The organism is Streptomyces sp. DSM 116793 (assembly GCF_057320905.1).
This window is the reverse complement of sequence record NZ_CM170494.1, coordinates 6,217,151-6,231,739: the sequence shown is the minus strand read 5'-3', so window position 1 is coordinate 6,231,739 and position 14,589 is coordinate 6,217,151. Positions and strand designations below refer to the sequence as shown.

The 14,589-nt window shown below is 73.0% G+C and carries 11 protein-coding genes and 1 pseudogene; 8 read left to right on the top strand and 4 right to left on the bottom strand.

Annotated features, from left to right (window positions below; all coding sequences use genetic code 11):
• Positions 1–18 precede the first annotated feature (18 nt).
• Positions 19–1,752 carry a DNA polymerase/3'-5' exonuclease PolX gene (gene polX / locus ACSMXW_RS24500; protein WP_485799376.1) on the top strand — a complete coding sequence of 578 codons (1,734 nt, stop codon included), beginning with the start codon at positions 19–21 and terminating at the stop codon, positions 1,750–1,752.
• A gap of 316 nt (positions 1,753–2,068) precedes the next feature.
• Here the strand turns inward: polX and ACSMXW_RS24495 are convergent, their stop codons facing one another.
• Positions 2,069–3,211, bottom strand: coding sequence for a CapA family protein (locus tag ACSMXW_RS24495; protein WP_485799374.1), 1,143 nt, complete (start codon positions 3,209–3,211; stop codon positions 2,069–2,071).
• A 39-nt stretch (positions 3,212–3,250) separates the two neighbouring features.
• Positions 3,251–3,868 (bottom strand): annotated as a pseudogene (locus ACSMXW_RS24490) (phosphoribosyltransferase); the annotation flags it as partial.
• 195 nt (positions 3,869–4,063) lie between these two features.
• Between ACSMXW_RS24490 and ACSMXW_RS24485 the strand changes: the two are divergent.
• The 4 genes from ACSMXW_RS24485 to ACSMXW_RS24470 all read left to right on the top strand — a co-directional run bounded on the left by ACSMXW_RS24485 (position 4,064) and on the right by ACSMXW_RS24470 (position 8,893).
• Complete coding sequence (locus ACSMXW_RS24485; protein ID WP_485799373.1) at positions 4,064–4,753, top strand: FadR/GntR family transcriptional regulator; 690 nt, start codon at positions 4,064–4,066, stop codon at positions 4,751–4,753.
• Entirely contained in the window at positions 4,750–5,547 is a 798-nt protein-coding gene (locus ACSMXW_RS24480) for a creatininase family protein (RefSeq protein WP_485799371.1), read from the top strand. The genes ACSMXW_RS24485 and ACSMXW_RS24480 overlap by 4 nt, the downstream gene beginning before the upstream one ends.
• A 287-nt stretch (positions 5,548–5,834) precedes the next feature.
• Complete coding sequence (locus ACSMXW_RS24475) at positions 5,835–7,136, top strand: CE1 family esterase (protein ID WP_485799369.1); 1,302 nt, start codon at positions 5,835–5,837, stop codon at positions 7,134–7,136.
• Positions 7,137–7,327: 191 nt separating this feature from the next.
• Entirely contained in the window at positions 7,328–8,893 is a 1,566-nt protein-coding gene (locus ACSMXW_RS24470; RefSeq protein ID WP_485799368.1) for an AbgT family transporter, read from the top strand.
• Positions 8,894–9,057: 164 nt separating this feature from the next.
• Here ACSMXW_RS24470 and ACSMXW_RS24465 read toward each other — a convergent pair whose 3' ends face one another.
• Positions 9,058–9,933: a hypothetical protein gene (locus ACSMXW_RS24465; RefSeq protein ID WP_485799366.1), complete on the bottom strand. Its 876-nt coding sequence runs from the start codon at positions 9,931–9,933 to the stop codon at positions 9,058–9,060.
• Positions 9,934–10,061: 128 nt separating this feature from the next.
• The gene (locus tag ACSMXW_RS24460; protein WP_485799365.1) at positions 10,062–10,916 is read right to left on the bottom strand and encodes an aldo/keto reductase; all 855 of its coding nucleotides are present in this window, start codon (positions 10,914–10,916) and stop codon (positions 10,062–10,064) included.
• A 304-nt stretch (positions 10,917–11,220) separates the two neighbouring features.
• Between ACSMXW_RS24460 and ACSMXW_RS24455 the strand changes: the two genes are divergently transcribed.
• Genes ACSMXW_RS24455 through ACSMXW_RS24445 form a run of 3 tightly spaced genes read left to right on the top strand, consistent with a single transcriptional unit; the run spans position 11,221 to position 14,311 of the window.
• Positions 11,221–12,510 (top strand): ABC transporter substrate-binding protein, encoded by a 1,290-nt coding sequence (locus ACSMXW_RS24455; RefSeq protein ID WP_485799363.1) that lies wholly within the window; start codon positions 11,221–11,223, stop codon positions 12,508–12,510.
• Positions 12,507–13,493, top strand: a complete 987-nt coding sequence (locus ACSMXW_RS24450) for a carbohydrate ABC transporter permease (RefSeq protein ID WP_485799362.1) — start codon at positions 12,507–12,509, stop codon at positions 13,491–13,493. The genes ACSMXW_RS24455 and ACSMXW_RS24450 overlap by 4 nt, the downstream gene beginning before the upstream one ends.
• Complete coding sequence (locus tag ACSMXW_RS24445) at positions 13,490–14,311, top strand: carbohydrate ABC transporter permease (RefSeq protein ID WP_485799361.1); 822 nt, start codon at positions 13,490–13,492, stop codon at positions 14,309–14,311. Before ACSMXW_RS24450 ends, ACSMXW_RS24445 begins: the two co-directional genes overlap by 4 nt.
• The last annotated feature ends 278 nt before the right edge of the window (positions 14,312–14,589 follow it).

The following is a 14,589-nucleotide window of genomic DNA, read 5'->3' as shown; positions in this document are numbered from 1 at the left end:
CCTCCTAGACTGAGAGACGTGGCCCGGACCAATGACGAGGTCGAGGCGCTCCTCCAGGAGTACGCGGACCTCATCGCGATCACGGGAGGCGACGCCTTCAAGGCGCGCGCCTACGAGAAGGCGGCCCGTGCCATCGGCGGCCACCCCTCCGACGTGTCCCGGCTGGGTCCCAAGGAGATGCAGAAGATCCCCGGGGTGGGCAAGTCGATCGCCGAGAAGGTGGAGCAGTATCTCCGCACCGGCAGCATCGACGTGGTGGAGGAGCGCCGGGAGGCGATCCCGGCGGGCGTGCGGGAACTGATCACGATCCCGACGCTGGGCCCCAAGAAGGCCCTGACCCTCTACGAGGACCTGCACATCTCGTCGGTGGCCGAACTGGCCGAGGCGATCCGGGCGGACCGGCTGCGCGACCTCAAGGGCTTCGGCCGGAAGACCGCCGAGAACATCCTGCACGGCATCGAGCTGATGGAGCAGGCCGGAACCCGTATCCCGCTGGGCGTCGCCATGGACCCGGCGGAGGAGATCGTCACGGAGCTGTCGCGGCTCACCGGCTGCCGGCAGTGCGCCTACGCGGGGTCGCTGCGCCGGGTGAAGGAGACCATCGGGGACATCGACATCCTCGTCGCCGCGCACAAGTCGGCCCCGTTCATGGACGCGCTCGGCGAGCTGCCGTCCACCGCCGAGGTCATCGCGCAGGGCAGGAAGAAGACGTCGATCCGCACGGTGCAGGGCGTCCAGGTGGACCTGCGGGTGCTGCCACCGGACTCGTGGGGCGCGGGCCTGCAGTACTTCACCGGGTCCAAGGCGCACAACATCCGCACCCGCACGATCGCCGTCCGTAAGGGCCTGAAACTGTCCGAGTACGGACTGTTCGAGATCGAGAACGACAAGCAGGTCGCGTCCCGCACCGAGGAAGAGGTGTACGCACGGCTCGGCCTGCCGTGGATCCCGCCGACCCTGCGGGAGGACCGCGGGGAGATCGAGGCGGGCCTCGCCGGCGACCTGCCCGACGTGGTGACCGAGCGGGACATCCGCGGCGACCTGCACACCCACACCTCCCTCACCGACGGCATCGCCCCGCTGGAGGACATGGTGGAGGCCGCGGCCCGGCGCGGCTACCGGTACTACGCGGTCACCGACCACGCGCCCGACCTGTACATGCAGCGGATGACGGACGAGAAGGCGCTGGCCCAGCGCGAGCAGGTGCGGGAGCTGGACGGCGCGCACCGCGGCATGCGGCTGCTGCACGGCACCGAACTGAACATCGGTCCGGACGGCGAGGTGGACTGGCCCGAGGAGTTCCTCGCGGGCTTCGACATCTGTGTGGCCTCGCTGCACTCGCACTTCGGCCTCGGCCGGCGGGCCATGACCCGGCGCCTGGTGCGTGCCTGCGAGCACCCGAGCGTCAACGTCATCGGACATCCGACGGCCCGGATGATCGGCAAACGCCCGGGGGTGGACGCCGACTGGGACGAGGTCTTCGCCGCCTGCGCCCGCACCGGCACGGCGCTGGAGGTCAACTCCCAGCCGGACCGGCTCGACCTCGGCGACGAGGACATCCTGCGCGCCAAGGAGTTCGGCGTGAAGTTCGCCGTCGACACCGACGCCCACTCGGTCCTGCACCTCGACAACATGCGCTACGGCGTGGGCACGGCCCAGCGCGGTTGGCTCACCCCGGCGGACGTCATCAACACGTGGCCCCTGGGCCGCCTACGGCGCTTCCTGCGGAAGGGCCGGGAGACACCCCGGTAGCCCACACGCCCGGCGCCCGGAACGAAACCCCAAAGGGCAACCACCCTCCAGGGGCGCGGGGAACTGCGCGACCAGGCCCGACCGGCCAACACCCGAACACGAAACCCCAAGGGGCAACCACCTCCCAGGGGCGCGGGGAACTGCGCAACCAACCCCCACCGGCCGGCGGCCGGACACGAGACCGCAGGGAACTCGGCCAGGCGGCGCGCCGCAGGCGCATCGTGGCGGGCGCGCCCACACCCCGAAGGACGGCGGCGGGGCCCCGAGGGCAACGACGCCGGCCACCTGTGCGCCGCGGGGCCGGCCGCGGGCTCGCCTACCCGCCGCGCCCCGGGCCCGTGGCTCCGGCCCCCTGGGCCCTGAGCACGAGTGCGCCGCCGGACGCGGCCTCGACCCGGGTGCCGAAGGGACGGCTGACGTCGTCGAGGACGGTGCGCAGCCATGCGGTGTCGCCGGGCGACGGGTGCCGCAGGCGCATGCGGTACGCCTGGAGCGGCACCATCCGGACGCCGGTCAGCCGGCCGGTGCCGCACTCCACCGTCACCAGGTACAGCAGCCGCAGGTCGTCCCGGTACTCCTCGTGGCCGCCGATGCCCTCGTAGTCGTCGACGAGGTCGCCGCAGCCGTACAGCACCAGCTTGCCGCGGTACACCTCCAGGGGCCGCGGATGGTGCGAGGAGTGGCCGTGCACGATGTCCACGCCCGCGTCGACCAGGGCGTGCGCGAGGCGGCTCTCGGCCGCGGGGACGTCGTAGCCCCAGTTGCCGCCCCAGTGCACGGACGCGACGACGAGGTCGCCCGGCCGCTTCGCCCGGCGCACCCGCTCGCCGAGCGCCGCGGCGGACGCCATCGGCGCCGCGACCAGGTCGACACCGGAACGCCGGGCGGTGGCGGCCCAGTCGTGGGGGATCCCGCTGGTCGGCAGGCCGAACGAGAAGACCAGGAGCCGGCTGCCGCCCGGCAGGGTGACGACCGCGGGCCGCCGCGCGGCGGCCGCGTCCCGGCCGGCCCCCGCGGTCCTGAGCCAGGCACCGGCCAGCGCGTCGAGCGTCTCGGAGAGGCCGCGCCTGCCGAAGTCGAGCACATGGTTGTTGGCCAGCACGGTGACGTCGGGGCGGACGGCGGCCAGGCACGGCAGGTTGGCCGGGTTCATCCGGTAGTGCACGCCCTTGCCCGGGGCGAAGTCCCCGGCCCGCGTGACGCTGGTCTCCAGGTTGACCACCCGCGCGTCGGGCGCCGCCCGGTCCAGCACCGGCAGCGCCTCGCCCCACGGCCAGCGGTAGTCGGCAGGCCGGGGCACCGGCCCGTTCTCCGCCTCGGCGAGCGCCACGTACTCGCGGGCGTCGCGAACGTACGCCTCCTGGAGTTCCGGGTCGCCGGGGTGCGGCAGGATCTGGTCGACGCCCCGGCCGAGCATGACGTCACCGCAGAGAAACAGGGTGACCGCGTCGCCGTGCATCGGTCCTGGTCAGTGCCGTGACCGCGGGGTCGTGGCGGCGAGGCAGGCGATCACCTCGTCGTCGTCAACCTGCGCGAAGTCGGCGTAGAACTGGCCGATCGCCCAGAAGTCCCGGGGGGTCTCGGGGCTGACCAGCTCGTCGGCCTCACCCGCCAGCCGGTCGGTCCAGCCGTACGGCGCGACGGGCACCGCCAGCACGGTGCGGGCGGCGCCGCGGGCCCGCACGATCCGGCAGGCAGCCCGCGCGGTGGACCCGGTGGCCACCCCGTCGTCGACCACCACGACGGTCCGGCCCGTCAGGTCCACCGGCGGGCGGTCGCCGCGGTACTGCCGCGCCCGGCGCTCCAGCACCGTGCGCTCGCGCTCCTCGACCTGGGCCAGTTCCTCCTGTGTCACACGGGCGTCCAGCATCACCTCGTCGTTGATGACGCGCACGTCGCCCTCGCCGAGCGCGCCCATCGCCAGCTCCGGCTGGAACGGGGCGCCCAGCTTGCGCACCAGGCAGATGTCCAGGGGGGCGTCGAGCGCGTCCGCGACCTGCCGGGCGACCGGGACGCCGCCCCTGGGGAGGCCCAGGACGACGGTGTCCTCCGTGCCGAGGTGCGTGAGGGCGGCGGCCAGCCTCCGCCCGGCTTCGTGACGGTCCACGTAGATCACGTTGTGTCCCTCTTCTCTGTTGGCCGGGACTCTCCTTCTCTGCTTCCCGCTCTCTCCCTCCAGGGTCACTCGGTGGCGGTGCCGGTGCCCAACGGGTGCGGTCCGCGACTCGGCGTACGGCGGCGCGCCGGGCCGCCGTCGTCCGTCCTGTCCCGGGCGTTGACACCTCAAGTGATCTACTGATCTACTCACTTTATGAGTCGCCGTGAGTTGTCGTTGTCCGAGCGTCTGGCGGACGACATCGTCGAGATCATCCACACGCAGGGGCTGGCCCCGGGGGACGCGCTGGCCTCCTCGCGGGAGCTGGCCCGGCGGTTCGACGTGACCACGCCGACCGTGCGGGAGGCGCTGCGGCGGCTGGAGGCCACCGGGGTGGTGGAGTTCCGGCACGGTTCGGGCACGTATGTGGGGCCGGGGGTCGAGCGGCGGCTGCTGGCCAACCCGCACCAGCCGCGCGGCACCCGCACATCGGTCCTCGAACTCGTGGAGACCCGTCTCGTGATCGAGCCGCCCGTCGCGGCCATGGCCGCACGGGTCCGCGCCCCGGAAGGGCTCGCCCTGCTGGAGAGCGCAGCCTCCAACGCCCTGTATCCGCCCGAGGAGTCGCTGCGCCAGTCCGTGCACTTCCATGTGGCGCTGGCCGCGACCAGCGGCAACGCCCTGCTGCGGGAAACCGTGGAGGCCCTGCTCGACGTCCGGGCGCGGGAACAGGTCGAGATCCGCCACCGGTACAACGACCGTACCCGCGACCACACGGAGCACATCCGGATCCTCCGCGCCGTCCACGACGGGGACGCGGCGGCCGCGGAACGGCTCACCCGGGAGCACCTGGAGGCGATCCGCACGTCCGTCGCCTCCGCCGACTTCCCGGGGGAGGCAGGATGAGCGCCCCGGGGAGCCGGTCACCGGGGCCGGCCCGTCCGGTGCGGCTGGCCGAGATGACCACCGAGGAGGCCGCCGAGGCGGTGACCGGGGCGCCCGTCGTGCTGCTCCCGGCGGGCGCCTTCGAGCAGCACGGCCCGGGTCTGCCGCTCGCGACGGACACGATCCGGGCCGAGCGGGTGGCCGACCTGGTCGCCGCGGGGCTCGGCGGGCGGGCCGTGATCGGGCCGGGCCTGCCCGTGGGCGTCTCCCCGCACCACCTCGCCTTCGCCGGCACGCTCACCCTGACCACCGGCACGTTCGCCACCCTGGTCCGCGAGTACGTGGCGGGTCTCCACCGGCACGGCTGGCGCAAGGTCCTGGTGCTGACCGGACACGGCGGGAACAACGCCACGCTCACCACCATCGCCCAGGACCTCCTCACCACCCACCCCGACCTGGGCTTCGCCTGGACCCCGCTGACCGCCCTCGCCGCCGACGTGGTGGCCCGCATGCGGGTCGGCGAGGTGCACGGGCACAGCGGCGAGGCCGAGACCGCGCAGCTGCTCCACCTGGCACCCCACCTCGTGCACCGGGACCGGCTCACCGCCGGCACCACCTCCACCGGGCAGCTCACCCCGCTCGCCCGGCTCGCCCGCCGCACCGGCCACCCCACCCTCACCGTCCGCTACGACCAGCTCAGCCCCAACGGTGTGCTCGGCGACCCGCGCACCGCCACACCGGACGACGGCCGCGCGATCGTCGACGCCGTCGTCGCCCGCATCGTCGCCTTCGTCGAGGAGTGGCTGAACGCCTGAGGCCCGGCGCCCGGCCGCCGTGTTCGGGACGGTCGGCCGGCACGTCCGGGCCACCGCCCGGCCCTCGGCGCACCCGCGCCCGCGCGGCCCGCGCCCACCGGCGCCGCCCGGCCGCGCAGCACGACGCCCACGCCCACGCCGCCTCCGCAGCACCTCGTCGTCCGCAGCACCTCGGCGCACGCCCACGTGCCCGGCAGCACACCCGCGCGCCCCGCAGCACACCCGCGCCCATCCGCCCTGACGTACCCGGCCGGCCGGTGGAAGCCCGCCGGCGGAAGGAGCCCGCCGTGACAGGAACCACCGCCCGCACCCCCGCCCGACTGCGCGCCCCCGCCCGACTGCGCACCGTCGCCACGACGGCGGCGACGGTCCTCGCCGCGCTCACCACCCTGGCCGCGGCCCCTGCTCCCGCTCCCGCTCCCGCTCCCGCCCAAGCCTCGCCCGTCGTCACCCCGTCCTCCGGGGCGCTGCCCCCGACACCGGCCACGGCGCCCCTGAAGGGGCGCGGGGAACTGCGCGACCAGCCATCCACCGGCCGGTGGTCCGGATACGACAGAGACAGCCACTTTCGGCCGGTGGCCACCCGCATGTCGCGTCGTGGCTGGACACGCCCTCGCGGCGGCGCCTCCCCCACTGCCTCAAGGGTGTGGGAGGTGCCCCCGGGACACAGCCCCGCCCCCTCCAAAGACGCACACAGGCCGCAGGCCGGCACGCACGCCGGGCGCGCCCCCGGCAGCCCCGCGCCCACCGCCGGCTGCGGCACCCCCGCGCCCCAGCTGCCGGACACCAGTGTGCTGCGCACCCTCACCAGCGGTGGCCGCGAGCGCACCTACCAGCTCCACCTGCCCGCCGGCTACCGTGCCGACCGCCCCTGGCCGGTGATCCTCGCCTTCCACGGCCGCGGCAACACCGGCGCCGGCACGGAGGAGTTCTCGAAGCTCTCCACCCTCCCCGCCGTCGTGGCCTACCCCAACGGTGTCGTCAGCACCGGCGACGGCGACCGCCAGGCCTGGCAGGGCGCGCCGTACGCGGCGCCCGGGGTGGACGACGTGGCGTTCACGGCCGACCTGCTCACCGCCCTGGAGCAGCGGCTCTGCGTCGACGCCGGGCGCGTGTACGCGACGGGCAAGTCCAACGGCGCCGGGTTCACCGGCCTGCTCGCCTGCCGCATGGCCGACCGGATCACGGCGATCGCCCCGGTGTCCGGCGCCTTCTACCCGGGCACCGGCACCGACTGCCACCCGTCCCGGCCCGTGCCGGTCATCGACTTCCACGGCACCGCGGACACCACCATCCCGTACGCGGGCGACGCGGACCGGGGCCTGCCGGCCATCCCCGACTGGGTGGCCGGGTGGGCCGGGCGGGACGGCTGCACCGAACGGCTGCCCGACCGGCTGGTCGAACCCGACATCACCGTGTCCGCCTGGGTGAGCCCCGGCGGCGGGACGCGGGTGGAGCACGTCGCCGTCGCGGGCGGCGGGCACACCTGGCCGGGCGCCGACAGCTACAGCGGCGGCGGTCACACCACCCAGACCATCGAGGCCCACGAGGTCCTGTGGCGGTTCCTCAGCGACTACCGCCTGCCGTAGCCGCCACCGGCCCGACTCCCGCTCCCCCGCTCCCCCCACCTCCGTCCTCCCCTCTCCGTCGTCCCCCGCGCCCCCACCTCCGTCCTCCCCTGCCTTTCTTCCACGCCTCTCCGCTCCCCCGCCCCCGTCCCCACGGACTCCCCCGCCCCCGTCCCCACGGACTCCCCCTCTCGCCGTCCCCCGGAGCCGCCATGTCCGCCGCCAGTCCCGCCCCACCAGGTACTCCGCAGAAGCCCGCCGAGCCGCGGGTGCCCCGTGTCGTACGGGCCATGGCGGTCGTGGAACGCGCGGGGAACGCCCTGCCGCACCCCTTCTGGCTGTTCTGGATCCTCTCCGCGGTACTGGCCGCCGTCAGCGCCCTGCTGGCCGGTCTGGACGTGTCCGTGGTCTCGCCCGAGGGCGGCAAGGCGGTCGCGGTGCGGAACCTGCTGAGCGGGGACGGCCTCGCCATGGCCGTCTCCACCATGGTCGACAACTTCGCGGTGTTCCCGCCGATGGCGACCATCGTGATCGTCATCATGGGCGTGGCGGTGGCCGAACGCACCGGGTTCCTGGCCGCGTTGATGAAGGCGGGCGTGTCCCGGGTGCCCGCCTCGTGGGTGGTGTTCGCGGTCGCGTTCGCCGGTACGGTGGCCCATGTCGCCTCGGCCGCCGCCTACATCATCCTGGTGCCGCTGGGCGGGCTGGCCTTCCACGCCGTGGGCCGCTCGCCGGTGCTCGGCATCGTCGTCGCCTACACCGCCATCGCCTCCGGCTACGACGCCAGCCCCGTGCCCACGCCCAACGACGCCATCTTCGCCGGCATCACCACCACCGCCGCCAGGATCGTGGGCGGGCACGACGCGTATGTCTCCCCGCTGAGCAACTGGTTCTTCTCCATCGCCTCCTCCCTCGTCCTCGCGGCCGTCATCACGCTGGTGACCAGGACCGTGCTCAGCAGGCGTCCCGACCTCGACCCGGACCAGGACGCCGACCTGCCGGACATCGGCGGGCTGAGCCTCGGCGACCGGGAGCGCGCCGCGCTGCGCCGGGCCGTGCTCGCCCTGGTGGTGGGGGTGCTGGCGGTCGTCGCGGTGGTGCTTCCGGAGTCCTCGCCGCTGCGGGGCGAGGGCGGCAGCATCGTCGACTCACCGCTGCTGGACGGCATCGCCGCCGTGGTGGCGCTGCTGTTCGGCGTGGTCGGCACCGTCTACGGCGTCCGGGCCGGCTCCCTCGGCGGGGCGCGCGACGTGCCGAAGCTGATGGCGCAGGGCGTGGTGCAGATGGCCCCGGTGCTGGTGCTGTTCTTCGCCGTGGCGCAGTTCCTGGCCTACTTCGACTGGACCCGCATCGGCGATGTGCTGGCCGTGCGGGCCGCCGAGGCGCTGCGGCACAGCGGGCTGCCGATCGTGGTGGTCTTCCTGCTGGTGCTCCTGCTGCTGACGCTGGTCAACACCATGGTGACCAGCGGTTCGGCGATGTGGGCACTGGCAGCGCCGGTCCTGGTGCCCATGCTCATGCTCGTGGACGTCCCCGCGCAGACCACCCAGGCGCTCTTCCGGATCGCGGACTCCGGCTCCACCGCCATCACCCCCATGAGCCCGTACTTCGTGATGGCACTCGGCTTCCTCCAGCGGTACCGCCGGACCGCGGGCATCGGCACCCTCGCCTCGTACACGCTGCCACTCGCCGTCGCCATGACGGCCGTCTGGACGCTGCTGTTCCTGGCGTGGTGGGCGGCCGGCATCCCCCTGGGACCCGGGGCCGCCGTCCGCTAGGCGGTGCCGGGCGGCCCGACGGGCAGCCGGGCGGGGGGGGCGGAACCGGCCGGCGGGCCGGGGGGCCGGGGGGCCGGGGGGCTGGCGCCGGTCAGCGGGCGAGGGCGGCGCTCCGGCGACCGCCCACGCCGAACGGCGGCCTGCCGGCCACGCCCGCCAGGCCCTCAGCTCCCGGCGCGCCGGTACTCGTACACCGTCGTGCTCACCTTGCACACCCCGGGCGAGACCACCTGCGCCCGCAGCGTCCCGCTGTGTGTGTCGTAGTCGACGCCCTCCGCCTCGAAGGTGCCCGTGCAGACGCTCTGCTGGGGCAGCGCGCCGAGGTCGGTCACATGGCCGGTGACCGCGGTGCCGTCGAGGGTGTGCGGGAGGTCCACCTGGAGCAGGGGGCGCGGGTCGGGCCAGAGGTCGGTGGCGGCGTCGTCGGAGGCGCACACCAGCTGGGTGGCGGTGATGAAGTCGCAGCCCTGGATGTCGCGCACCGGGTGGTCCAGGGTTATCCGGCCGGTCTGCGGGAGGGTCCCGCCGGACTGCGGGGTGGTGGGGTTGAGCAGCGGGGCCGGGAAGGTCTGGAGGCTGTCCTGGTCGCCCCACTCCCCGGAGACCAGCCACTGGGAGTCCGGGGAGAGCGCGGCGAAGGAGTTGTTGAGCTTCTCGCCGGCGTCCAGCGGGTGCTCGTAGGTGTAGCGCGTGCCGTCCGGGGTGGTGACCGCGAACATCTTGGACGTGGCGTCGTCGGGGCCCTGGTAGGCGTCGAAGACGTAGCCGCGGGCGATGTCGGGGTCGCCGACGTGGTTCCAGCCGCGGACCCGCAGGTCCAGCGGGATGGTGCCGAGGCCGCGGTAGAGCAGCGAGCCGTCGTCGCGGGAGGCGAGGCCCTCGCCGCCGGACAGCGAGTCGACGCTCGACGTGCCGGTCCGCACCCAGCCCTGGGTGTCGGCGGAGGCGGCGGCGGTGCACAGCGCGGTGAGCGCGGCGGCGCCGAGGAGCGCGGTGGCGGTGCGGACGGCGGTGCGGGCACGGGGGCGGAACGGGCTCACGCTGTCACCTCGTCAGGTCCACGGTGGGGACCTGAGCCTAGCCTCACCGGATGACGCCGACCACTCCACCCCCGCCCAACTCCTCGTTAACAAGAGCCTCTTGGGTCACACCGTTCGCGTGCGGCGACCTACGCCTCCAGCTCGGCCAGCTCCTCCGCGCTGAGCGTGAGCTCCGCCGCGGCCGCCGAGTCGCGGATGCTCTCGGGGCGGCTGGCGCCGGGGATGGGGACGACCACCGGGGCCAGCGCCAGCATCCAGGCGAGCACGACCCGGTAGGCGCTGACGCCGTGCGCCTCGGCGATCCGGGCGAAGGCGGTGTGCGTGGCGGCGAGCCGGTCGGAGCGGGTGATGCCGCCGAACGGGCTCCACGGCAGGAAGGCGATGCCCAGCTCCGCGCAGAGGTCCAGCTCGGGCCGGCTGGAGAGGAAGGCCGGGGAGAACTGGTTCTGCACGGAGACCAGGCGGCCGCCGAGGATCTCGTTCGCCTGCCGGATCTGCCCCGGGTCGGCGTTGGAGATGCCCGCCATCCGGATCTTGCCCTCGTCGAGCAGCTCGGCGAGGGCGCCGACGGACTCCGCGTAGGGCACGTTCGGGTCGGGGCGGTGGAACTGGTACAGCCCGATCGCCTCGACACCGAGCCGCTTCAGGGAGGCCTCGCAGGCCTGCCTGATGTGCTCGGGCCGGCCGTCGAGCGTCCAGGTGCCGTCACCGGGACGCAGGTGGCCGCCCTTGGTGGCCACCAGCACGTCGGAGCCGGCGGAGTGCGAGGCGAGGGCCTTGGCGATGAGCGACTCGTTGTGGCCGACCTCGTCGGCGTGGAGGTGGTAGGCGTCCGCGGTGTCGATGAAGGTCACGCCGGCGTCCAGGGCGGCGTGGACGGTGGCGATCGAACGGGACTCCTCGGGTCGCCCCTCGATGGACATGGGCATACCGCCCAGTCCGATCGCGCTGACCTGGACGTCACCGATACGGCGGGTCTGCATGAGTGGCTGCCTTTCGACGAGCGCGTGGTGCGGGATGCCGCGGCCGGCGGCTCCGGAGCGGGCCGGGGGGAGCCGGCTCCGGGAGCGCGCGGGGCGCATGGCCGGCCGCGGCGCACCGTTCAGCCTCGCTCCGGCAGCGGTGTGCTGTCCAATAGAGGAATCCGAACGCATTGAGCGTCCGTACCGCTGAATCCCCGCCACGTGCACACCTCTTGACACACCAGTGCCACTACAAACAAACTTCCCGCGATTCGCGAGCCCTTATGGGAGCGCTCCACGGTCGTCGCTTGGCGAAGGGTCCTCGATGACGCTGACTCGACGCAGGCTGCTGGCGGGCGCCGCAGCGCTCGGCGGCACCGTTCTCGGGGCCGGCGGGTGTGCCAGCCCCCCGACCGCGAACCCGGGCCGCCTCACGCTCTGGTACACCTACAACGGCCTGTCCGAGCACGTCCTCACCACCGCGGCCAAGCGGTTCGCCCGGGACGAGTTCGTCACCTCGCAGGTGAGCGGCGACCTCACCCAGCGGCTGCTGGCCGCGCTCGCGGGCCGTGCCTACCTGCCCGACATCACCATGATCGGCGACAACATCTCGCGGTACTTCGCCGACAGCGACCGTTTCGTCGACCTCAACACGCTGGGCGCGCGGCGGCTCGCGGGCCGTTACCTGCCGTGGAAGTGGCAGGCGGGGGCGAGCCCGGACGGCTTCCAGCTGGGCTTCCCCATCGACGTCGGCCCCGCCGCCCTCTACTACCGGCACGACGTGTTCGCCCGGGCGGGCTTCCCCAGCGAGCCCGAGGACGTCGCCGCGGCCGTGCCGACGTGGGAGAAGTACTTCGCCTTCGGCGAGAGGCTGCAGAAGAAGCTGCCGGGCCGCTATCTGATCACGGACACGAAGACGGTGTTCACCTACTCGATGGCGCAGGAGCCGAAGAAGTACTTCGACCCGCGGAACCACTACCTCGACGACCAGTCCCACGTCCGGCTCGCGTGGGACCGCTCGGTGGAGGCGTTCCGCCGCCGCCTGACCGCCGGGTACGCCGGCTCGGGGAGCGTCAACGGCCAGTCCGTGGACCGGCACGCGGCCTGGAACACCGGCCGGGAGCTGAGCCTCGTCAACGCGTCCTGGATCACCGGCGAGATCAAGCAGTCGGCGCCGCGCACCGCGGGCAGGTGGCGGGTGTGCGCACCGCCCGGCGGACCCGGCAACCAGGGCGGCTCGTTCCTCGCCATCACCAGCGCCTGCCCGCACCCCGAGGCCGCGTTCGAGATCGTGAGCTGGCTGCAGGACCCGGCCAACCAGACCTGGAACTACACCGACATCGGCCTCTTCCCGTCCAGCCCAGGCGCCTTCACCGACCGGCGGCTCACCGCCGGGGACCCGTTCTTCGGCGGCCAGTCCACCGTGCGGGTCTTCGCCGACATCGCCCGACGGGTGCGGTACGCCTACTTCAGCCCCTGGGACATCACCATCAGCGACACCTACACCGACGAGCTGACGAACGTGGAGCTCGGCGGCAAGGACCCGGAACGGGCCTGGCACGACGCCCGCACCCGCATCGAACGGCTGCTGCGCCGGCAGGGAGTTCTCTCATGACCGCGACATCCGCCCGGGTGGCCGGGGGCGCCGGTGCGTCCGCCGGGGCGCCGGCTCCGGCGCTTCCCGACGCCGTCCGGCGCCGCCGGCGCTGGCGGTACCTGCCGCAGTACGCGGCCATCTCGCCGTTCTTCATCCTCTTCGGCGTCTTCGGGCTCTACCCGGTGCTGTACTCGTTCTACCTGGCGTTGCAGCGCTGGGACGGGGTCGGCCCGATGAAGTTCGTCGGCCTGGAGAACTTCCGGTACCTGCTCACCGACGGCCAGTTCTGGGACTCGATCGGCAACACCCTGATCATCTGGGTGATGTCGACCGTCCCGATGACGGTGCTCGCGCTGCTGATCGCGCTGGGCCTGAACTCCTCGATCCGGTACAAGGGCGTGCTGCGGATCGCCTACTTCATGCCCAACGTGACGTCGATCGTGGCGATGTCGCTGGTGTTCGGCTCGATCTTCAGCGGCGAGTTCGGCATCCTCAACTGGTTCCTGGGCCTGTTCGGCCTCGGCCACGTGCCGTGGCTGGCCGACCCGTGGGCGATACGCTCGGCCATCGCCATCATGATCATCTGGCGGTGGACCGGATACAACGCCATCATCTTCCTGACCGGCCTGACGGCACTGCCCACCGACGTCTACGAGGCGGCCCGCATCGACGGCGCCGGGCCCGTCCAGACGTTCTTCCGGATCACGCTGCCGCTACTCCGCCCGGTGCTGCTGTTCTCGCTGGTGATGTCGGCGATCGGCGGCCTGCAGACGTTCACCGAGTCGCAGGTGCTGCTCGGCGACCGGGGCGGTCCGGGCGCCGCGGGCCTGACGATGGTCCTCTACTTCTACGGCACCGCCTTCGCGGACAACGACTTCGGCTACGGCGCCGCGATCGCCTGGGGCATCTTCGTCGTGGTCGTCCTGTTCGCCATCCTCAACTGGCGGCTCGTGCAGCGCCCGGAACGGGGCCGGGTCGCCCTGGGGGAGGCCGGGCGATGAGCACCCGCGGCCGGATCCTCACCTGCGCCGCGCTCATCGTGGGCGCGCTGATCACGCTCTTCCCCTACTACTGGCTGTCCGTGATGGCGTCCAACACCACGGCGGACATCTACGCCTCGCCGCCGAAGCTCGTCCACGGCGACCAGCTCCTCCACAACATCGGGGAGGTCTTCTCGAAGATCGACTTCTTTGGCTCGCTGCTCAACACGCTGGTCGTGGCGGTGGTGACGACCGTCGCGGTGCTGTTCTTCGACTCGCTCGCCGCGTTCACGTTCGCCAAGTACACCTTCCCCGGCAGCAAGGCGCTCTTCGGCATCCTGCTGGCCACGTTCGTCGTGCCGACGCAGCTCGCGGCGATCCCGCAGTTCTCCCTGATGGCGCACCTCGGCTGGGTGGGCAGCCTGAAGGCGCTGATCGTGCCGGCGGCGGCGAACGCGTTCGGGATCTTCTGGATGCGGCAGTACGCGGCCGGGTCGCTGCCGGACGAGCTCCTGGAGGCCGCGAGGATCGACGGCTGCGGCTTCTTCCGCAGCTACCTGTACGTGGCCCTGCCGGTGCTGCGCCCGGCGCTCGCGTTCCTCGGCATCTTCACCTTCGTCAACGCCTGGAACGACTTCCTGTGGCCGCTGGTCGTCCTGATCGACTCGCACCACATCACGCTCCAGCTCGCGCTGGCGCAGCTCAACGGCCTCTACGTCACCGACTACAGCGTCGTCATGGCGGGCACGCTGGTGGCCATCGTCCCGCTGATCATCGTGTTCCTGTTCGGCGCGCGGCACTTCATACGGAACATCGCGTCCGGGGCGTTGAAGGGGTGAGGGGGCGCCGGCGCGGCGCCCCCTCCGACCGGGGGTGACGGCCGACGGCGATTCAGCCCAGCGTCACGCGACTTCCGCGGTGGGGGGCGCCGCCCCGTCGTCCCACTCGACGTCGCGGTCGTCCATCCCGGCGGGTTTGTCCACAGCGGACTGCGTCACGCGTTCAACGGGATCGGATTCGGCCACCACGTCGCTTTCGCACATTCTTCCGGTCGCCATTTTCCGGGTGCTCGGGGCCTATCGCCTATCCCGATGGATGCCGGAGATCCGGTGGCGAC